Source organism: Candidatus Formimonas warabiya, from assembly GCF_002777255.1.
GTDB classification, from domain to species: Bacteria; Bacillota; Dehalobacteriia; order Dehalobacteriales; family Dehalobacteriaceae; genus Formimonas; species Formimonas warabiya.
The window spans coordinates 6,291,822-6,312,754 of sequence record NZ_CP017634.1 but is presented as its reverse complement, the minus strand read 5'-3'; the positions used below and the strand labels follow the sequence as shown (position 1 = coordinate 6,312,754).

Annotated in this window: 17 protein-coding genes; 1 reads left to right on the top strand and 16 read right to left on the bottom strand. The window is 48.6% G+C overall.

Annotated elements, in window-relative coordinates; genetic code table 11:
- Positions 1-150: 150 nt before the first annotated feature.
- From DCMF_RS28440 to rd, 12 genes are all read right to left on the bottom strand, one after another.
- Complete coding sequence (locus DCMF_RS28440) at positions 151-363, bottom strand: hypothetical protein (protein WP_148137579.1); 213 nt, start codon at positions 361-363, stop codon at positions 151-153.
- A gap of 2 nt (positions 364-365) precedes the next feature.
- Positions 366-5,756, bottom strand: coding sequence for a beta strand repeat-containing protein (locus tag DCMF_RS28435; RefSeq protein ID WP_148137578.1), 5,391 nt, complete (start codon positions 5,754-5,756; stop codon positions 366-368).
- 235 nt (positions 5,757-5,991) lie between these two features.
- Complete coding sequence (locus DCMF_RS28430) at positions 5,992-6,663, bottom strand: response regulator (protein WP_214658971.1); 672 nt, start codon at positions 6,661-6,663, stop codon at positions 5,992-5,994.
- 266 nt (positions 6,664-6,929) lie between these two features.
- Complete coding sequence (locus DCMF_RS28425; RefSeq protein ID WP_148137576.1) at positions 6,930-7,319, bottom strand: HEPN domain-containing protein; 390 nt, start codon at positions 7,317-7,319, stop codon at positions 6,930-6,932.
- Positions 7,312-7,638 (bottom strand): nucleotidyltransferase domain-containing protein, encoded by a 327-nt coding sequence (locus tag DCMF_RS28420; protein ID WP_148137575.1) that lies wholly within the window; start codon positions 7,636-7,638, stop codon positions 7,312-7,314. The genes DCMF_RS28425 and DCMF_RS28420 overlap by 8 nt, the downstream gene beginning before the upstream one ends.
- A gap of 113 nt (positions 7,639-7,751) precedes the next feature.
- Entirely contained in the window at positions 7,752-8,441 is a 690-nt protein-coding gene (locus tag DCMF_RS28415; protein ID WP_148137574.1) for a response regulator, read from the bottom strand.
- A gap of 12 nt (positions 8,442-8,453) precedes the next feature.
- Positions 8,454-10,151 carry a sensor histidine kinase gene (locus DCMF_RS28410; protein ID WP_148137573.1) on the bottom strand — a complete coding sequence of 566 codons (1,698 nt, stop codon included), beginning with the start codon at positions 10,149-10,151 and terminating at the stop codon, positions 8,454-8,456.
- Between the two features lie 143 nt (positions 10,152-10,294).
- On the bottom strand, positions 10,295-11,212 hold the full coding sequence (locus DCMF_RS28405) for an ADP-ribosylglycohydrolase family protein (RefSeq protein WP_148137572.1): 918 nt from the start codon (positions 11,210-11,212) through the stop codon (positions 10,295-10,297).
- Between the two features lie 92 nt (positions 11,213-11,304).
- Positions 11,305-11,841, bottom strand: coding sequence for a rubrerythrin (gene rbr / locus DCMF_RS28400; protein WP_148137571.1), 537 nt, complete (start codon positions 11,839-11,841; stop codon positions 11,305-11,307).
- 24 nt (positions 11,842-11,865) lie between these two features.
- Entirely contained in the window at positions 11,866-12,243 is a 378-nt protein-coding gene (locus DCMF_RS28395; RefSeq protein ID WP_148137570.1) for a desulfoferrodoxin, read from the bottom strand.
- Positions 12,243-13,403: an FprA family A-type flavoprotein gene (locus DCMF_RS28390; RefSeq protein ID WP_148137569.1), complete on the bottom strand. Its 1,161-nt coding sequence runs from the start codon at positions 13,401-13,403 to the stop codon at positions 12,243-12,245. The genes DCMF_RS28395 and DCMF_RS28390 overlap by 1 nt, the downstream gene beginning before the upstream one ends.
- Positions 13,404-13,426: 23 nt before the next feature.
- A complete protein-coding gene (gene rd / locus DCMF_RS30290) occupies positions 13,427-14,140 on the bottom strand; it encodes a rubredoxin (RefSeq protein ID WP_148137568.1) in 714 nt (237 codons plus the stop codon).
- A 261-nt stretch (positions 14,141-14,401) separates the two neighbouring features.
- Between rd and DCMF_RS28380 the strand changes: the two genes are divergently transcribed.
- A complete protein-coding gene (locus DCMF_RS28380) occupies positions 14,402-14,875 on the top strand; it encodes an HAD family hydrolase (RefSeq protein WP_148137567.1) in 474 nt (157 codons plus the stop codon).
- Between the two features lie 24 nt (positions 14,876-14,899).
- Here DCMF_RS28380 and DCMF_RS28375 read toward each other — a convergent pair whose 3' ends face one another.
- The 4 genes from DCMF_RS28375 to DCMF_RS28360 all read right to left on the bottom strand — a co-directional run bounded on the left by DCMF_RS28375 (position 14,900) and on the right by DCMF_RS28360 (position 20,731).
- A complete protein-coding gene (locus tag DCMF_RS28375) occupies positions 14,900-16,339 on the bottom strand; it encodes a sodium:solute symporter family protein (RefSeq protein ID WP_236860372.1) in 1,440 nt (479 codons plus the stop codon).
- Between the two features lie 125 nt (positions 16,340-16,464).
- Positions 16,465-18,078: a BCCT family transporter gene (locus DCMF_RS28370; RefSeq protein ID WP_148137565.1), complete on the bottom strand. Its 1,614-nt coding sequence runs from the start codon at positions 18,076-18,078 to the stop codon at positions 16,465-16,467.
- 694 nt (positions 18,079-18,772) lie between these two features.
- Positions 18,773-20,035 carry a nickel pincer cofactor-dependent isomerase, group 22 gene (locus tag DCMF_RS28365; protein WP_148137564.1) on the bottom strand — a complete coding sequence of 421 codons (1,263 nt, stop codon included), beginning with the start codon at positions 20,033-20,035 and terminating at the stop codon, positions 18,773-18,775.
- 63 nt (positions 20,036-20,098) lie between these two features.
- The gene (locus DCMF_RS28360; protein WP_148137563.1) at positions 20,099-20,731 is read right to left on the bottom strand and encodes a GntR family transcriptional regulator; all 633 of its coding nucleotides are present in this window, start codon (positions 20,729-20,731) and stop codon (positions 20,099-20,101) included.
- Positions 20,732-20,933 lie beyond the last annotated feature (202 nt).

Sequence of the window (20,933 nt, the reverse complement as noted above, 5' to 3'; positions counted from 1 at the left end):
TCTCACCCACTCCTTGTTTTTTCCGTACTACTCTTCCATTTAAAGCATATAATTTACCTGTTTTCCCCTACAACGTCTATTGGTACAGTCGGCCCAAAAAAAAAAGCACAGTCATATTTGCACCATATGACTGTACTTAGGACAATTGACTTATGAACCCACATCAGTCTCTTCTTCTTGTTCGAACAGGTCAAACCCACCAAATCCCCCGCCCAGCTGGGTCATCTTAATCTCTATCTCTATGATTTGGGGGCTTTCCCATGGTTTCTTGGCTGCTTCTTTTTCCATCCGCCCATTCATTCCTTTCCTATGCGGGGCGGCACAGAAACCGCCCCCTACGTCCCTTAATGTACCTTCAGCCATGTTTATTCACCCCCTTGGTATACCTTTACCCGGATTTGCTCTACGCTGCTCTCATTGCTTTCCTTCCAGGAGATGTACAGTTTTTCCTGGTACTCCATAAATGTGAGCCCGGAGGAGGCTTTTGACGCATCATAATTGATATTTCCGTCACCTGACGGTACCCATGTTTCTTCATCTTCATCATAGGTTTTGATTCTCACTTTTCCGTTTTCCGTCCAGGCGGCATAAAGAGTACCGTGATATACGGTGCCGTTCAGCATGGATGCCCCCTGGCTTTCATCATCATTCAAGCTGTCGCTGCCTGCAGGTGCCCAGGAGGTGCCGTTATATTTTTGCGCCCTGACCTGGTAGATGTCTGAAGCATTCTGCTCCAGCCAGATGAGATATAAGCTGCCGTTGTTTAACAAAATGGGCACGTGGGCGGTTTTGCTGTCGTCATAGTTGAGGCTTCCGTCATCTGCGCCGCTCCAGCTTCCGTCATATTTTCTTAATCTGATCTTTCCTTTTTCACTCCAGGCCACATAAAGGGCATCGTCGTACACTTCTGCACTGGGAATGGTGACGTGATCAGCCGGATTGTAATTTAAGGTATTATTACCGTCTGCCGTCTCCCAAGCGCTTCCATTTGATGTCATTTTGGCCCGGATCTGGTTCCTGGTTCCATTGTTCTCTACCCAAACGGCACAAAGGGTATTGTCATAAACTTTTAGCTTGACGTTAAATGCTTTATAATCGCTGTAACTCAATTTAACACCCTCATCCCAGCTCGTTCCCCCGGCATATTTCCTGATATAGACCTGGTATAATTTGTTACTGCCCGGATCTTCATACCAGGCCAGGTATAAGGAACCGTTGAATCCACACAATACCGGATTATAGGCGTTTTTGCCGGAATCCATGTTCAGGCTGCCGCTGTCCGCAGGGCTCCAGGCGGCTCCGTCATATTTTTTCACTCTGATTTGGGTATGCTCATTGGTGTTTTCTACCCAGGCGGTATAGAGGTGCTCGTCGTATACCGCCATGCTGGGGGTGATGGCCCAATTGGCGGATTCGTAGTTGAGGCCGCCACCATCTATGGATGCGCAGGTAGTCACCTCCTTCATGGTATATGCCGTCTTGTTTCCGGCTTCGTCCTTAACGACGACATTGAAGTAATAGGTTGTGCCGGCTGTCAGTCCGGTGATTTGCTTTGTATTGATGTCCGCTGCGTATGAGCCGACGGCCGTGCCGTTGGCCTCTATATTCACCACCGTGTCTATATGATTCGAATCCGAGCGGTATACCATGTACTGCAAAGCCGATTGAGCGCTGACGTCGTCCGTTGCTTTATTCCAGCTCAAAGTTACTGACGTATCCGAAAGACCGCTGGTTCTGATCGTACTGTCTGCTACTTCCGGGGCGGTGATATCTCCTTCCCGGCCTTCACCCAGAACAAAATCGCTTAAGGAGGTCATCCCTGTGGCCTGGGTGCTGGTAGCATTCCGGGCACTGATATCCGGGTATGTCCAGGCAGACCCGTCGTATTTCCCGATAATGAAGCTGCCCGTGCTAGCGCCGGCATCGATATTCCCGGCGGTAAAGTTAAAGATGGCGCCAAAGCTATCAAAGACAGTACCTGAATTAATGAGCGTCCAGTAGACATTGACGTTCTTCGACGGGTCGATGGTGGAAGTACCAATATTTGGATGGTCCCCGGCTGTGGCTTTGACAACCAGGTTTCCTGCTGTGGCGACGTTCCCGAAGGCTACGGTCACCGGATTATAGTTGGTAGCCGTACCGACTTCGAAAGTGCGTGTCGTAGCTCCGGCAGCGATAATTTTCTGCAAACCGCCCACGATGTAATTATTGCTGTTAGCGCCGGATATTGTACCCGAAGCGTATGACAATATGACTTTATTAGTCCCGGTAGTAATCTTACCGCTGGTTAAGGTAAGCGTATTGGTTATTGTCACATCGCTGTGAATGGTGAGACCGGCGGCATTGTTCAGAGTCAGTCTCCGGAAGGTAGTCGATCCGGTCATTTCCTGGACTCCGGCGCCGTTCAAAGTAACTGCATTGTTCGAGGCAGTGAGGCTCCCGTTATTGGTCCAGTTGCCGCCGAGCGTTATATCCATGCCGTTCTGGTTCAGCGTAACGCCGCCGCCGATGGTCAGGTTGCCGTACACGGTCAGGGGCCAGAGCGGTTTTTTAGTACCGCCGCTGCTCAGTACCAGGTTGCCGTAGCTATTACCCGGATACCAGACATCCTGGTTACCGGAGGCGGCGTATTCTACCGTCAGGCCGGTCAGGGAGAAGGTGCTCATATAGTACTGATTGTACATATGCTGCTGACCGGTGGTCCGGGTGACCTTGATCGTCCCGGAACCGGTCAAGGTACCGCGCGGCCCGCTGCCGTTGATAACTACATCCGCCGCGGGATTTAAAACGGCGCCGGTGTTGACCGTCAGTGCTCCAGTGCCGCTGCCGCCGGCATTAAAGTTCTGACTGGCATTAACGGTATCGGAAAGCGTCAGATTATTGAATGAAGTGACAGCCGAGCCTCCGAGCGAATGGATGGCGGCGCCGTCCAGGGTAACTGTGCTGGTCCAGGCGGTGAAGCTTCCGTTATTAGTCCAGTCGCCTCTGACGGTCAGGGAATAGCCGTAATTTTGCCTGGTATCCAGGGTCGTTCCGGCGCCGATGGTCAAATTACCATTTACCACCGTGTTACCCTGCAATGTCTTGGTACCGCTGCCGCTGGTGGTCAGGTTGCCATAGGTCCGGGCGGCGATATTTTGAATACCCAGCCGGTTATAGTTCACGGTGCTTCCGGAAGCCAGACTATAGGTAATATAATTCGCCGGGAATAAATTTCCGCTGTTAATAAGCAAAGTGGCATTATCCTGGAGAGTCAATGTCCCAGTTGATGTTGGGGTATTATGGTTGGCGGAAGAGTTATCCAGGTACAGAGTGGTCCCTGACCCCACAGTAAGGTTTCCATAAATTGACGCCATATCATTGGTCAGGGTCTTGGTGCCGCTGCCGCTGGTAACCAGATTATAGTAATTTCTGCCCTGGACGGTCTGGTCTCCGCCGCAATAATCCACGGTCCCGGTCCCGTGAATCCAGGTACCATAGTAGTTAATGTTGGTTATTGACCCGCTGATTTTAAGCGTACCGCCGGCAGACATATCGACGTTACCGGCGTTGTCTCCATTACCAAAAAGCAGTGAATTTACCGTGATGGTCTTACCGGCCAAGAAGCGTAGAGTCCCGGCACCGCCGGAGGCTCCTGCTCCGCCCAGTTGAATTGTTCCTGCCAGACCATCAACAACATCAACCGTCAGTGTAGCATTATTTTGTATTATTACCGTATCCGAAAGGGCGGGTTGCCCGCCGGGACAGGAGCCGGCGGTGATGGCACTCCAACTCGTATTAGCGGTAATCTCAAACCCGCTCTCGAACCTGGCCTCGATGGTATGGTCGGCAGTAACATTGCTAAAGGTATAGCTGCTTATCCGTCCCTGCGAGATGCCATCCACCAGGACATCTACTATGATATAACCGCTGCCGGCCTGAATATTGAATGCCCGGCTGGCCCCGTCATTTACCAGGACCTCACCCTCAGGGGATATCGAGCCGCCGGTCCCGGCGCTGGCGGTAATTGTGTGGGTAACGGCATTCTCTACAAAGGTAGCGGTGACGTTCTTATTCCCGTCCATGGCAACGGTGCTGCCGCCGGCATCCACATCCCCGCTCCAGCCGCTGAAGGTCCAGCCGGGGGCGGGCTCGGCGGCCAGGTGTACTGCCGTTCCTTCATCATAGAGATGGTCACCGATGTCTGGGGTAACCGTGCCGTTACCTACTTTGATCACAGTCAGGGTATATTGGACGGGCGGGCTGGTGGTGAAACTAAAGCTGTAGTCAGCTGCCAAGGGGACAGCCTGGAGACTCTCCACGGCAGCCGCAGGAACGGTTACGGTATAGTCGCCATCTTCCAAGCTGGAAGCAAGATTGATAGTGAGCACGTTCCCGCTGATGCTGTAATCGTATCCGATGGCGATACCATTAAAAGTAACACCATTAATGCCGGTCCCGGCCTGAATCTTTTCACTGAATGTAATGCTGATAAACTGGTCCGAACTGACGCCGGCAGCCCCATCAGCCGGGCTAGTGCCGATAACGGCGGGAGCCTCGGTAACTCCTGCCAGATAGGGATAGCCCCTGTCTTCCATGATACCCCAGACGGTATTGAAGTTCCAGCCACTGAATGTGGCCTGTTTTCTAAGATTCGCGGAGGACTTCAACGAGGAACCGGTAACGGTACCGTCACTATAGCCCACCAGCGAGGGACCACCGGTAAGGGCAGAGCTGCTGCCGATGATGCCGCTGTTACCGCCCACCAGAGCGCCAGAACCCTGTCCGGTGCTGCTGACAGTCCCAGTAGCGTAGCAGTTGCTGATGGTGGAGCCGGTATCATTACCTCCCACCAGTCCGCCAGTGCCGGTGCCGGTGTTGCTGATATTCCCTGTCGCATAGCAGTTGCTGATATTGCCTTGACTGCCGGTGCTATCATCATTTCCGTTACCGCCCACTAGGCCTCCCACGCCGTCACCCTGGCCACTGACATTCCCGGTAGCATAACAACCGCTGATAGTGCCACCCGAATTAGCACCTACCAGTCCCCCGGCCCCGGTCTCACCGGTTGGGTAGTTGGTAGCACTCACGTTGCCGGTAGCACAGCAGTCGCTGATATTGCCTAAGGTGTTGCCTCCAGCCAGGCCGCCGACAATAGCAGTCCCGGCCACATCAGTGGTAGAATGACTGTGGCTAATTCTACCGCCGTAATTTAAGCCGACCAGGCCGCCGATGACGATTCCATTACCGGTACGCACCTTTCCGGTGACAAAGCAACCACTGATGTTTCCCTTATTCTGCCCAGCCAGCCCGCCGACATATTGCCCATTGTCGAGGTCGATATCTACGTTTTCCAATCCGAGGTTTTTAATCTCGGCAGTTGGGGAAGTATAACCGAATAACCCGATATTTGCTCCTCCCGTGCCTCCGATGCTCAAATTCCGGATCACATGGCTATTACCGTCGAAGTTACCCCTGAACGGATGGCTCGCTTCCGCGCCGATGGGCGTCCAGCTTGCCACGCCGCCGAGGTCGAGGTTATTCATCAGCTTATAATATTTGCCGTCGGTCTCCCCGTTGGCCGCGTCCGTCCCGACCTGCTCCAGATTGGCCACTGTGTTGATCTGATACGGATCGCCCGATGAGCCGTCGCCGCCGCTGTAGGCCAGCGCAGCATTTGGACACAGCCCGCCCCAGGCCAGCCAGAGCAATACTGCCGCCACCAAAACCGGGCCGGTCCGGGGAAAAAGATTCTTTCTTATTTCATATCCGTACATGGTCTTCCCCTCCTATTGATCGTTTTGTACATGCGGAGACTCCCACCGCTTGTCATTGGAGCCCCCATTTGTCATTGCGAGCGTTCAGCGAAGCAATCTCTCCTGTGAGATCGCCACGTCGCTATCGCTCCTCGCGATGACAGGATGGGGTGTTTAATTACTCCTCCTTGCGATGACAGACTAGTCTTTGTTAAATTAAGTCTCCGAGTCTATTCTCGTTGATATGGACTGTAACTCAGAGCCTTTTCTTCAGGGCATAGGCGATCACCCGTTCCCTTTTTTTCAGATGCACCTGCTTCATAATCCTGCCCATATGGTACTTAACGGTACGCTCCTTTAGCCCCACGGCTTCCCCCGCTTCCCGGTAGGTCAGCCCTTGGGCCACTAGGCCCAAGATCTCCTGCTGCCTGGCGGTGAGCTGTACAGCTTCTCCATTCTCTGCTGCCGGCACAACCTGTACCTTCTCTGTCATCGGACCGGCCCGCTCCCTTTCCGCCGCCAGCCGGGCAATGCCCTCCAGTACCCGGGCGGTCAAGCCGGGGGAGAAGGGGACCTCGCCCCGTTCCAGGTCGCCCAGCTTCTGCAGCAGTTCCCCGCCCTCGATGCTGGTGAGCAGGTAGCCGCAGGCCCCGTTTTGCACGGCGGCGATCAGGTTTTCATCACTGTCCGCAAAAACAATGATTTTGACCGCAGGGTTTTCCGCCCTGATCCGGCGGATGGCCTCCAGCCGGTCCTGCCCGGTGCCGGTGACGTCCATCAGAACCACATCCGGGCCAAGCAGCCGGGTCTTTTCCAGGGCTTCCGGACCGCTCAGGGCCATACCCGCCACTTTGATTCCGTTAGACTGCAAGAGGCTCTGCAATCCTTCCAGGAAGAGGACCCGGTTGTCTACCAGTAAGACATTCATGCCATATCCCCGCCTTATCATGTATTTTTGCATACATTTACCAGATGCTCTTTTTCACTTAAAGAATATAACTTTGGCCATTTCATTTACAATGTCCCCAGGTACAGTCGGTCCAAAAAATAAAGTACAGTCATATTGCACCTATGACTGTACTTTTCTGGAAAACTATATTCGATTTACTTAACGGATGCACGTTGTAAAGTAAATGTCCTAATCATCTGCCAAGTCAAAAAAATATCACACCTGCTTTTCACAGAAGTAATATTTCAATCAGAAATACTATCCATTACCAATTTATAAATATCCTCTGCAATTGTTATACATTCTTCAGCTTCTTCATTTGGTACATTAAGTGGATTATCAGCCGGGTAACGTGTTTCGATATAATACTGATTTACAAAAGCACAATTTTTTAAACTTTTCTTAAATTCAATATTATAATTGGTAGCTTCCTTGCACAAGTAAATAAGGCTATGCCCTTCTGCAACCTGCCCAGTGTGCTTAAGCAAAAAACCCTTTAATGACTTCTCTATAGCTTGCTGGCTGTGAAAAGCAACAACATCGTTACCACAGTCATTCTGTTTTAATATCTTTGCTGATTTTATATCTCTTTTCGCTTTTTCAAGCCAATCATGATATCGTTTACTATCAACCATATATGACAATTCCTTTCTTATTAATTAGGTATGCAAAACTGGAAGTGTCATTTATACATTCATTCCATTCCGCTTCTGTATAAAGAAGTAGATCAAAGGGTTTTTTGCTCTCAATATTCAGATACATATCAGGTAATAGTTTTCTTTTATTATTAGTATTCTTTATTATACATAGGTCTATATCACTTTTTGCAGTAGCAGTTCCGTTTGCATACGAGCCAAATAATATTATTTTTGAAGGATTATAGCTTGAAATAATTTGATTTTTAATAAAATCTACCTCTGAATGAATACTAGATGCTATTGAAGCCTCTCCCATAAATACCGCCTCCGTACTCAATAATTATATGCTACCATATTTTTCAAAATTAGTATATACAGAAGAACAAGTCGTTTATACCTTTCTGAACCGCCAGCTTGATTTAATCTCAACTATTTGATCTTGTCGACTCGGATGGAGCTTTCCCGGGCGACATGGGCGATCACCTGGGCCCGGTTTTCCAGACGGAGCACTTCAAGTATCCGCTCCATATGATATTTGATGGTGCGCTCGCTTAAGCCCAGGACCGCTCCGATTTCTTTGTAGGACATGCCCTGCGCCACCAGGTTGAGCACCTGGTTCTGCCGCCCGGTCAGTTTGCCGACCCGCTCCTCCCGTCCTGCGGCTTCCTCCCTGTCTATCAAGGAATCCTGCCTTTTTTCTGCCGCCTGGCGGGCAAATTCCTCCAGCAGCCGGGCAGCTAGTCCGGGAGACAAAGGGGCTTCTCCCTGTTCCAGGGTGTGCAGCAAAGCGATAAGCTCCTCCGCATTCAGGTTCTTCAGTAGGTAGCCGTTGGCCCCTCTTTTCACGGCCTCAAACAGGTTTTCGTCGTCATTGAAGGAAGTAAGCAGCACTATTTTTACCTCCGGCATTTCCTGTTTTATTGGGCGTATGGCGTCAAGCCCGCTGCCCCCCGGCATCTCGATATCCAGCAAGATCACGTCGGGTTTGAGCGTGCGTACCCTTTCCATGGCCTGAGTGCAGTTTCCCGCCGTACCCGCCACCTCGATGCCATGGGTCTCCAGAAGGTACTGGAGCCCTTCCAGGAAAAGCGAATGGTCATCCACTAGCATCACTTTCATTTTCCTTCACCCCTATCTTTGTGGAACACGTAGCAAAATCCTCGTGCCCTCTCCGGGGTTGGAGTCAATCCTGATGTCCCCTCCTATTTCCCCCGCGCGTTCCTTCATGATACTTAATCCAAAGCCGTGTGCCGGCTCTTTTTCATACTTCATAACATCAAAGCCCTTGCCGTTATCCTCTATCCGGGCAAAAATTTCACTCCCGGCAACTTTGACTTCAATGGATACCTGCTTTGCCTCGGCATGCTTCCGGATGTTGTTCAGGGCTTCTTTGGCAATATTGATCATATGAAGTTTAATATTCGGCTCCAGTCCTTCGATCACCGGCTCGTCCGAGATCCGGAGCTTTACCTCGATGCCGGTTTGTTTTATGTATTGCTCTATTTCCTTTTTTACGGCAGAGACGAAATTCTTTTCAGCTGCCGCAGTGATTTTTACGTTTTGGATGTATTCCCGCATTTCCTGGTGGGCCGACTTGGCCACCTCAACCAGTCTTTCCAGCTTATGGGAGGCTATGCCGATTCCGGCGCTTGCCAGCTCATGCTTTATTGCCTGGGCCTGGATGTTGATAAATCCGAAGATCTGTCCCAGGTTGTCATGCAGATCCCTGGCCAGCCGTTCCCTCTCCTCCGACATGGCGAGCGCCCTCTCTTGCCCCAGCAGCCGGGCCTGGACCAGCCGCCGCTCGGTCACGTCATGGAATATGATGGTCAGCCCGTTATGTTTTCCCCGCCTGTCCTGCAGAGATAAATAAGATACCTCGAATGTTTTCCGATCGCTCTCATTCTGTATCACCAGTTCTCTGGGCAGCGTCTCCCTGCCGCAGCTTATTTCCGCGAAAGCCGGTTGGTTTTTAAAGAAGGCTTCCACCTTCTGTCCAATTGCCCGGATGGACGGAGGGCCGAAGATGGTTTTTGCCGTACGGTTCATATCCGCGATCCTGTTCCGGGCATCCAGCACGATCAGGCCGTCGTCCATGTTTTCGATGATGTTTTCCCGGGCCACCGGGACAATATCAAACAGCCTGTAGCGAAAGATGCCCCAGGCAATGTAAAGCCCGGACACACCCGCCACCACCGGGGTCAGGTCATAGCGAGGAACGGGATGAATGCCAAAAATATACAGGGCATTTTGGATAAAAAGTAAGGCCAGACCGATAAACAGAGCCCGGGATTGCTCCCGGTATAAAGCGGATTTTCTGCGTAGGGACAAGGCCAGCAAAGACTCGGATAGAATATTCAGCAGATATGAATAAGCGGCGATGACCCAAAACCAGGGTCCAAAGGTCTTGGCTACCACAGGAAAAGGGCCGTTGATATCCAGCCGGGCATTTTGCCACATCAAACCGTGCAGGTTATTGGTCCAGGCCAGGATCACCGTGAGGAAGGGAAGGATGAGCAAAAGCAGGATATTTCGCCTGGTTACCCAGTGATCCCGTTCAATAAACCGGAACACCATAATCAACCAGAGCACCGGAGCAAAACTATAGGAGATGCACTGGACATTGGTCCAAAAAAGTTTGGTAAAGAGGTCCGTTCCGGCTAATTCCAGAGCATAGCTCCCCGACCACAGGGCAGTCAAGAACATACAGATGCTGAAAGGAACTGCTCCCTTGACATCCTTGTGCTGCAATGCATAAATCGCCAGGGCCAAAATGACCAGGGTAGAAGCCAAAAGGGTCCAAATAAAAGGAACATACTGAAAGTACATGATTATTCCTCCCAATTTTCCTGGAGGGAATAAAGTTATTGCTTATTCGTCCAACAGTCGTATGATATAAATATTCTATATTTAGTGAAATTTACCTTCCATGTTGTTCCTCATAATCTATCACAAGGGTTCAATTATTGCACTTAAGACGTTTTTAAGAATTTTTCTACAATATAGTCCATTCTATTTTTGTATTTGAGAGGCTCCAGCCATCGTTGCGGAATGCGGCCAAATCCATAATACACACCGGCAAGCCCCCCTGTTACGGCACCGACCGTATCCGTATCATCACCCAGGTTTACTGCCTCTACAACAGTATTCTCAAAATCATCACCAGCCAAAAACACTTTCAGGGCGGCAATCAGGGTATCTACCACATATCCGCTGGCACGTAAATCTTGTTTTCGTAAAGAGGCAACCCGCACCAAACGCCCGTAAAGTTCTTCTGTGCCCCACGTTTTAAAATCTGCTTCCAGTTCCTTTAAAACAGTTCTCAAAGCACCTTCTTTATTTTGGTCACCAACCAGTTCGGCAGCATAACGGTTATAAAAGGCACACGCCATTTCTGCCTCCGGATCCTGATGTGTCATGGCGGCAATTTTTCGGGACATTTTCGCCATTTTGCCCGGGTCCCGGAGATAAGCAAAGGTAACAGGCAAAGTGCGCATGAGGCAGCCATTGCTCCCCACCCGCCCGTGCAGCAGTCTTCTCGCCTCACGGGCGGCCTTTTCCCAGTCGCCCGTTTCAGCAAAGCAGGTCAGGGCCGTGCGGACGGTATTCCCTACATCCGGGGGATTAGACCTGAACCAGCTCATAAACCCTGCCCCGATTTTACCAACCGGATCGTCCGGATCAGCTAAGAGTCCTTCTGCCACAGCCATAGTCATGTAAGTATCATCGGTAAATTGACCCGGTTTGAGAGATAACCACCCGCCGCCGATCATTTCGCTGTGACGGCCATACTTTTCTTTAATCTCCCGGGGAGTCAAAAACTCCACCGTCGCCCCTAAAGCATCGCCCACCGCCACACCGTAGAGGCCTCCCCGAATTTTGTCTTCCATGTCTACCCCTTCCTTCCCAAGCCAGCTGATGAACAAACCCCCATCTATGGATCTGGATGGGGGTCTTGGAATAGGTTCAGATGATATGCGGATTAATAATTTTTCTCCAGTACCTCGAAATAGGCTCTGGGATGGGCGCAGACCGGACAGACATCCGGAGCATCCGCTCCCTCATGAATGTGGCCGCAGTTCCGGCACTTCCAGACTACTTTATTGTCTTTTTTAAAGGCTTTGCTTTCCTGGATATTTTTCAGAAGCTGGGCATATCGTTCTTCATGCTCTTTTTCAATCTTTGCTACCCCGTCAAACAACTTGGCAATGTCCTCAAATCCTTCTTCCCGTGCTTCCGCAGCCATCTTGGGATACATGGAAGTCCACTCCCCATTTTCTCCGGAAATACCTGACTTCAGGTTATCCTCTGTACATCCGATGCCATACAATTTTTTAAACCAGATTTTGGCGTGCTCCTTCTCGTTGTCTGCGGTTTCCAGGAAGAATGCGGCAATTTGCTCATAGCCTTCTTTTTTCGCTACGGAAGCAAAATAGGTATATTTATTCCTCGCCTGGGATTCCCCGGCAAAAGCTTCCCATAAGTTTTTTTCCGTTTTTGTTCCTTTCAGGTCTTTCATTTTCATACCTCCCTAAGTGATCATTTACTTCTTCCAGAGTCCATGTATGTTGCAATATTCTCTTACTTCTATTACTTCCGGCTGTTTTACGGGAAATTCCGCCATTGGCTTCTGGCCCGGCACTAATTCGGCCCGCAGCACTTGCTCTTTTGTCAATACTTCAATAAACCGGATGGAATGCTTCTCTTCCATGGGATGCTCCACGCTGCCCACCTTCACCACAATTCCTGCTTCCCCCGGCACTATCACAGGAACATGCTTCTCATTTCCCGCATCTTGCGTTTTCGCTTCCAATTTTTCCATGGGTTGATTGCAACACACTAAAGCCGGCGCGCCCGGATGAACGATTTCCACCACATTGCCGCAGACGCTGCACTTATATAGATCTCTCAAATTGGTCATCAGATTCCCTCCTCAAGTTTTTTCCTTACTTCCTCTAATTGTTCCCGATCAGGAATGTACTGGATGCGCACCTGTTCCATGAGATCAAAGCCCAGACTCTTAAGCACCTCTTCCACCAGGCCCACACTTTGTCCTCCCCAGCCATAAGAACCGAAAGCCAATCCGACCCGCTTTTTGGGCGCCAGCCCTTTTAAGTATGCTAAAAATGCTGCAACTGTGGGCATCATGTTGTTATTGAGCGTAGGTGACCCCACACAAATATATTTAGCCGTGAGAACTTGGGTCATAATATCGGAAATATGATTGGTCTTTAGATTCATCATCCGGGTGTTGATGCCCTTGTTCTCAAAAGCAGCCTGAACGGCATAGGCGATCTTCTCCGTAGAATCCCACATAGAATCATAGACAATGACCGCTTTGTCTTCCGTTTCATTAGCTGACCAGTTCCGGTATTCCCGCAGCACGGCCGGGATATGGGAGCGCCAGATCAGACCATGGCTGGGAGCAATCACGTCAATTTCTAAGCCGCCCACAGCTTCCAAAGCTTTTTGAACCTGGCTGCCATAAGGGAGGACAATATTGGCATAGTATTTGGCAGCCTCCTCCAGAATGATATCCAAAGGGAGCTGGTCGTCAAAGCGTTCAGAGGAAGCAATATGCTGCCCAAAAGCATCGTTGGAAAATAAAATTTTTTCTTCCGCCAGGTAACTGGTCATATTATCCGGCCAGTGCACCATCGGCGTATGGACGAAGGTGAGGGTCCTTTTTCCCAGGCTTAAGGTCTCTCCTGATTTCATAACATGAAAATCCCAATTCCCCTGATAGTGCGCTTTCAATCCTTTTTCCCCGTTTGGCGAGGTAAAGATTTTTGCCTGCGGGGTCACTGCCATCAACCGGGGCAGACCTCCTGAGTGGTCCATTTCCACATGGTTGGACACCACATAGTCAATTTTCCCCGGGTCAACGATGGCTGAGATGCGGGCTAACATTTCATCAAACAAGTAATGCTTTACCGTATCAACCAGTGTTATTCTTTCGTCGATGATGAGATAGGCATTATATGTTGTGCCTCTTTGGGTTAGGTAACCGTGAAAATTCCGAATATCCCAATCGATCCCTCCCACCCAATAGATGTTTTCTTTCACTTGTACAGGTTTCATTTCAACACCTCAAACACGCGATTTTATTCGGCAGGTTCAAATTGATCCTTTCCTACGCCACAAACGGGACAAACCCAATCCTCCGGAATATCTTCAAAGGCTGTTCCCGGGGCAATGCCGGAATCGGGATCACCTTGGGCAGGGTCGTAAACATATCCGCATACGGTGCACTGATACTTTTTCATTTTAGGATCCTCCTTTGTTCCTTCTGGTTTATTTTCCACGTTTTTCTCTTCTTTTATGTAGGTAGGAGCCGTCGGGGGGGCAGAGCCTCGCTTCACCTGGTGATAGTACGCATAGGTCATGGGCTCTTCAGTGCTTAGCACCTCCGCATCAATCACTTTGCCGATAAATAGGGTATGGGTTTCCACCTCAATGCTGTCAATTACTTCCGCCTCCAGATAGCCTACGGTTTGTTCCAGCAGAACCGGCGCCCCGGTAACACCCGGTTTAAAGGACACTTTTTGATATTTATCAATATCTCTTCCCGATTTAAAGCCAAAATGTCCGATAAAATCCAGCGCGACTGTTGTTGGTAAAATGGACACAGAAAAAACTTTGCTGGCTTTAATAAATTCATTGGTGAGGTTGTTTCTGTTAATACTAACGGCTACCGTGGCAGGATCGGCAGAGATTTGAAAAACGGTGTTGGCAATCTGGCCGTTGAAGGCTCCTTCTCTTGTTGAACCGATCACGTAAAGGCCGTAGCTAATCTTGTGAAAAACTTTTGGATCCATGGACTTCAGCTCCTTTCATTGTATTTATATTATCTTCACCAATAGTTCACTAATTCCTGCATGATTTTGGTAAAAGGTAAAAAAATTTTAGTAATAATAATTATTATTAATAATTGTAAAAATATTGCCTATCCTTTCTGCCGGGATTTCCCTTAAAGAATTCCGGCCGACTTTTTCAACCGCTTTCTGTCGTTCGCATTCTCATCGCCCTTCTATGCTATAATGAAGGAAGCAAAAGAAAAAAGGAGGCCGGAGAAGCGGATGATAAAAATAAAAATCCCTGCCGGGCAGGAATTAACACTGGAACATTTGGTTTTAGATTACAACGGGACACTAGCCGTTGACGGGCATTTAAAGCCACATGTGAGAGAAAAACTGAATTTTCTCGCTCAGGATCTCACCATCCACATCATTACCGCCGATACGTTTGGAATCTGCGCCGCAGAATGTGAGGGGATCCCCTGTACCCTGCAGCTTTTGGACAATTCATGCCCGGGCGGACCGCAAAAAGAAAATTTCATTCAAACTCTCGGTCCGTCAAAAGTGGTTGCCGTGGGAAACGGCGCAAACGACAGGCAGATGCTGGCCAGTGCTGCATTAGGCATTGCAGTCTTGGGAGATGAGGGAACCTGCGCCAAGTGTCTCATCGATGCCGACGTTATGGTGCGAAACATCTTGGACGCATTAGATTTACTGATTCACCCGAAAAGACTGGTTGCAACCTTAAGACAATAGAGGGAAAAGGATCTCTTTTTCCCTCTATTGTCTTCCTTTTAGCGAAAAATCCTTTCTATCCGCGCTTTCCAGGGCCTGCCCATCTTTATTGATTTTCCGGCAGACCGTCCCCCAGACAAAAATCAATAAAGCGGCGAGAATGCCGATCAGCAATGAATCTATCTGGAAAGGAGAGAAGAGCTCCCAGGCAATGACTACTAGGGGTCCTGTCACAATCGCCCAGGTTCCTGCCCATGAAGCTACCCTGCCTTTCGTAAGTAAAGCTGCCGTCAAGGGAATAAAACAGGTGGCCCCCCTTAATCCCATGGATAAAAAGCTCCATTGCAGGATGAGAGATTTTAGGTTTCCGGAGACAAAAAGCAAGGCCAAACCCAAAACCAGGCAAATAAAAGCTCGGGTCAGCTTCAAGATGGCCCTTTCATCTGCTTGTTGTTTGAAGTACTTTTGATAGATATCATGAGATAAGATGGTGGCAATCCCTAAAGAAAGGCCGGCACCAGTTCCGATCACGGAAATCAGAAGGGTGGCCAAAACGACCCCGCCCAACCAGGGGTTCAGGAATTTGATCACAAACAAGGGAAAAACCTCTGCCGGGTTTATTTCTGGAAAATGGGCCTTCATAAAAAGACCGATAAAAATTCCCGCCATGCCGATGGGGGGAATTAAAACTGTACTGAGCCAGCAACCCCGGCGGGAAGTCTTGAGATCCCGTCCCGCCAATACCGCCTGAAAATAAGTCTGGGTGGACAATACTCCCACCACCAAAGAAAACCCGGCAGAAAAATCTTTTTCCCATCCTCGCCCAAACAAACTAAACCAGGGATAAGAAGGAAAGACTTGATGGGCCCCGGTAATTCCTCCCATGAAAACATAGGCAAAAGTCCCGGCCAGTAACACGGTAAAATAGAGCAGGGCCACTTTCACCATCCCCACCATTCCTGTACCCCAAACACCGCCGAAGGAAACATAACAGGCCATTAAAACGATGCCGAGAACGGCTGAAGCATAGGTACTTAGATGAAACATGGCAGACAAAAGGGCAACCAGGGCAATGACCTGGGCCACAATATTGAGGAACATGCCTAGGGAAGCAAAAACACCCGCAAACAGGCCGGCCTGTTCGCCATAGACATGAAACAACAATTGGGGGATTGTTTGAGTCCCGGAATCACGCATGGGTTTGGCATAAAAGGTGCCCAGAAAAAAACAGCCGATGCCTGCCCCGAGGGTAAACCACCAGGCAGAGAAACCACAGACAAATGCCATCTGGGCAGTTCCGATGGTAGATGCTCCCCCTACCAGGGTTCCCATTATCGTACCCGTCACAATACTGACTCCGGCTTTATTTCCCCCGTGAGAAAAATCACTGTTTCCCATAACCTTTTTCCCTGAGTAAAACCCGATGCAGGCAACCAATAAAAGGGTACCTATGATCATAATGACATGCTGGGAATGCAATGACACTTCCAATTTTTTCTCCTCTCTTTCTGAAGCACCCGAGCTCATTTTACCGTAAGGACATTTGCCCCGGCCAAAAAACGATCTGAATTACCTTTGGTCCTATTCCCATGCAAATATCAATAAGATTGCTAGACGTTCTTCACTTGGGATTCTTCTGGTATAAATACAGACTGTGTACCGGCACTTTCCTGATATTTATCTGTTATTAAAGGCTCTGGAGATCCAAAATCTTCTCGAAGCCATTTGGTCGTAGAAATAGCCAGAATGACCAGCAGGAACAGCTCCGGTACCGATGTTAAGACCGAGGACAACTGCACGACGTCCATGCCACCTACTAAAAGTAATGCCATCGCGGCAAAAAAGATCATCAGGGCCCAGAACATGCGAATCCATTTCGGTGGCTCCACGCCGTCCTGAATCTCATAACAAGTCATATTCGCCATCGTGAAGGAAGCGGCATCCAGGCCGGTGGCTGAAGAAACCGCCATGGTAAAGATAAAGAAGGGAATGACCAGTGCATCAAGAGGCAGCGTTTTTAAAAAATTGCTGACAACAGCAGGGCCGCCCTGTTCTTTTAAAATGTCCGCAATCTGAGCTCCCTGGTTCAATATGGCGTCAACCTGATAACTGCCAAATACTAAATAAAAGAGCAGGCACCCACCTGTAGCGGAAAAAATCATGTTCATAATCAGGGACCTCAGGGTACGTCCTTTGGAGATTCTCGCTGCAAACAGACCTACGTAAATGGCCCAGGAGAGCCACCAGGCCCAATAGAAAACAGTCCAGTCCTGAGGAAACCCTGACTTGGTGATGGGGTCTGTATAAAAACTCATGCGCAGAAAACTCTGCAATAATACCCCAATATTGTCGCCGAACAAAGAAAACATGAAAGCGGTCGGCCCGACAAGCATCACGAAACCAAGCAAAATAAAGGTTAAGTACATGTTGAAATCCGCCAGTTTGGCGATTCCTCCCTTTAAACCATTCCAACAGCTCCAGCAATAAACGCAGGAGAAAAGACAGCACACCACCAGTTTAAAGCCGATGGTGTCTGCAATACCGAAGTAGTTGGAAGAAATATCGGAGAGCATGGGGATCACAAAACCGAGCGTAGTCGCCATCCCTCCAACCATGCCGATAATTACGAGGGCATCAATGACCTTCCCGACCCACCCGTCAACCATGTTTCCTAAAACTCCCCGGCAGGCATAACTGGGATAAAGGAAAGGCCTTTTACGCACATAATACATATAGGCAAAGGCAACAGCCGGAACGCCGAAGGTGGCCCAGGCACTGAAGCCCCAATGAAAGATGCCGTAAGCCAAAGCATATTGGGCAGATTGCGGGGAGAAAGGTTCCAACCAGAACGGCGGATACTGAAGATAGTAAATTGGTTCAATCAATGCCCAGTAGACAAGACTGGCACCTGTACCGCCGCAAAACATCATCGATACCCATGTAAAAGTGGAAAATTCCGGTTTATCGTCAGCTCCCCCTAATTTCACATTACCGTAGCGGCCTAAAGCCAACCAGGCTAAAAACACCAGGCACCCGAATACCACAAATTCCCATACCCAATCCGTGTTGTGGGTAATGACGTACATAGCCTGATTAACCGCGCCCTGTGCCGACTTTTGGAATACGACCATGGGCCCATAAAATAGCAAACAGGCCAGTACAGAAATCGCAAACACCATGTTGTTTACCCTGGCATATATTGGTTTGGGATTCCCATTATTCATTTTTACCCCTCCTTACGAATAGTTGAACAACAACATCGACTTTCTTTAACAATCTTTTTCTTTTTTTCTTCTGTTAAGCTTCTCCACACCTCCTTTTTTATCTGATTTTCAAACTCCTTTCCCCATTATGGAATAATCTCTTTATACTGTAGTCCTCTTCGCTTTCCAAACATATTGTTCCCGGGAAACCCACCGGAAGGGGGATGGGTTGAGGCAGCAGATAGTAGGGACTTTTTAACCACTATTTATCAGCAAATATCCTGCCACCTTTTGTACCAGCCCACAGGCAAGCGGGCAAAAGGGAGGGAGAAAAGGCGCGATGTAAATTTACATTACTTTTGGCCAGAGAAACCCTGAGTTCGGGTCAGGCCCCGCGTATTTGTTATCTTTCTCACACGATGTAAATTTTCATTACTTAACGTAAATTTGCATTGCCTGGGAAATAACTATTTTAAAGGATACAAAGAAAGCCCACATCCCTTGCGATGCGAAAGCAACGTGAATGAAACAAAATCATACACTTAAAAAGTAAAGATGGGGAAAATATTGAGACGAGGTATTTATCATGAATACCCGTGCAAAAACGAAAAAGGAGCTAGCTCAACATAACTTTTTAGAAGTTAAAGAGAGATATCTCCTTCTTTAGACGGTTCCTCATCATAACACTACATGAGAAGAAAAGCAGCATGATGGTTCATAGCAGGTTATCCTTTTCATCGAACGCCAAAGAAAACGGTGCGCCCAGAATCTCCATATTTTCTCCCGTTAATCCCGGTAAGCAGGGCTCAGAAACAATCATCTCGCTCAACTCTAAGGTGTTTTTTATTCTGATGATTTTAGACTTCTCAGGACGAACCCTGCTTGTGATTAAAGCGACTTGCAGAGCCTCCTTTTCGGAATTTAAAAAAGGGGGAATTTTTTCCATGGAGCCACTGGCGATATCATTGGTGAATGTCACCTTAAAATCTATTTTCGAGATCATCTTGGTAGTCGTAACATCAATGTATCCCATCCCGCATGCATTCCCATGGGTACGTTCAGTCAAATCCAGCACCATAATTTTTCCTATGGAAGGAACTTCATCAAAACCTTCCACTCGCCCGATAATATTGTTGTCCATGCCGGCGCCGCTGATATCCTTACCCATCTCATTCACAATCAGGACATCTATCGCATCAAGGGGCAATCTAGGCATCAGTTGCTTCGCTGTTTTCAAGAGCTCCGGTTCTCTTTTCCATATATCCGCTCCAGGCACCGCCTCAATGATCGCGGTTTCTTCATAGGCGTTTTCCAGGACAGCTACACCAATCGTAGGTGGGGTATGGGCCAAAATAATCTCCCCAACTTTCGGAATTAACTGGCGAAAGTTCTCAAAGCCCTGGCGATGAATAGAGGATGCCCCCGCATGGTTTCCCAGGCCAATCACCATCATCTTGATTAAGCCGCTCTCAATCGGGCCCTTAAAATCCGTATGGGGTTTCACCCGATTTATCAATACCACAGCATCCGAATGGAAGGCAAAGTGATCATAATAGACCGGTTGACCATTGATCTCACCTACCTGAACCACATCCTGAGAAGAATGGATCGAAGCCCCCACTTCGTCCGGTGTAATTCCATAGCCGGCCAGTACTTCCCGTTGCCCTTCGGCAGTTCCTCCCCCGTGACTTCCCATGGCCGGTACAATCACCGGGATGGCGCCCAGCTTTTTTAGCTCGCCCACAACAGCCCTTACGATTTCTTGAATATTGGCAATGCCCCGGCTCCCTACGGCTACCGCAACCCGGCATCCATGGGGAATCCCGGTGGCCACCGGTGTTTTAGAAAATTCCCGATGGACCTGATCCGGAATATTTCCTACCTTGATTCTGTTAAATCTTTGCCTGATTTTCACAAATCGCGGGAAGGTAATATCCTTTAGTCCTTCGATGGCAAGAGCAAAATCCTGTACTTGCATTTTTAACACCTCTTACGTTATTTTTACTTGTCATCCAAGAGGCGTAAATTAACACTTCGGGCATCAGATATAATTCTCATCTGTTTTCCAATGCTTTCTCAACACCATCTCTGCGGCGGCAGCATCTCTATTCATAAAACACTTGATCAATTCCCGATGATCATTGTTCAGATTCGTTTGCAGTTCGGCAAGTTTTTCATCATCATTACTGATATATTTATTAGGAACAAAATTAAATTGCAGGGAGCGCACCAGCTTAATCAAGGAATCATTGCCACATTTTTTTGTGTACGCGTCATGGAACTCCGCGACCAAGGCCTGATATTTGGTCCAATTTCGATATTTAATGCACACGTCAATCAACTCAACCAATTCCTCCATGCGCAAAATATCCTCGTCGGAAAGCCGGGTAGCGGCCAGAGAGCCCACCAGGCCATCTAAAGCTCCCATGATTTCATATTTTTCTAATTTTTCCTTTTTGGTAAAATCCTTGATAAAAAATCCCTTGCGCGGTATTTTCACCAGTAAATTATCTGCTGCCAGCCTAATGAGCGCCTCTCGGACAGGTGTACGACTAATGCCCATTTCATTGGCCAGAGACTCCTCGGTAATTCTCTGATTGGGCAATAAATCACCCGACTGTATTTTGGACGCCAGCAAATCGAAAATTTCATCTTTGAGTAGCCTGGTATTCATCTCATCTTTCCCTCCAATGTAAAAATAGCCCTATGTTCTTGCCATATAGCAGTATGATTTGTTGGCTGCAGATATTTCAAAAAAGGTTCATCAACCGCGGACAAATGCTGAGATTATTCATAGTTTATCATTAAAATGATAGATAAACAAAGATCATGGTTTCTCCGTTTTCTTTCGCAAGCAAGAATCCAAACACTATTTT